The 664-nt window shown below is 45.9% G+C and carries 1 protein-coding gene; it reads right to left on the bottom strand.

What is annotated here, in order from left to right; genetic code table 11:
* A partial coding sequence (locus R7190_RS27980) for a phage integrase N-terminal SAM-like domain-containing protein (RefSeq protein WP_318137937.1) occupies positions 1–462 on the bottom strand: 462 nt, incomplete at its 3' end.
* Positions 463–664: the final 202 nt, after the last annotated feature.

The raw sequence follows: 664 nt of genomic DNA, 5'->3' as shown, positions 1-664 counted from the left end.
CAAACTGCGGCTTTTTAGGTCGATGTCTTTCACGCGAAGCGAAAGAGCTTCGTTGATTCTCAAACCGCATCCATAAAGAAGCGCAGTGATGAGCCAATACTCTGCATCCATGTTTTGAAGAATAGAAGCAACTTCATCGGGACTCAGAACGGTTGGCATGCGTCGAGGCGTTTTCGTCATCTTGTACTGTAGGTTTTCAATCTCCCGCTTCAGCACATGCTTGTAGACAAAAATAATCGCGCATAGCGCCTGATTTTGAGTGCCCGGACTGACTCCCCGATTGACGGCGAGGTGATTCAGGAAACGCTCAATTTCGTGATTACCCATGACTTTTGGGTGCTTCTTCTCATTGAAAAGGATGAACTGACGAACCCAGTAAAGATAGGACTTCTCGGTTCGGTAGCTGTACTGCTTTGTCCTAATTTCTGTGCGGACCGATTGTAGAAACGGTGATTTCGACACGCTCGCCCTCCGTGGCTGAATGCTGTATGTACGTACAGTTATAATAAAAAACACCCAAAAACACCAAAATTCTTGCGGCTTAATTTGCACGGCCCTGCTCGCTTTTCACAATGCATCTCTGTAGGTATCTGTTTCAGCATGGGAAAAATTCGACCCACTGGATTTAACGTGCAAAAACGTGTATAAATATCCCACGTGCACA

Source organism: Vibrio sp. 1078-1 (genome assembly GCF_033340475.1).
Note: the sequence above shows the minus strand (reverse complement) of the source record. Positions and strands in the feature narration are given on the sequence as shown.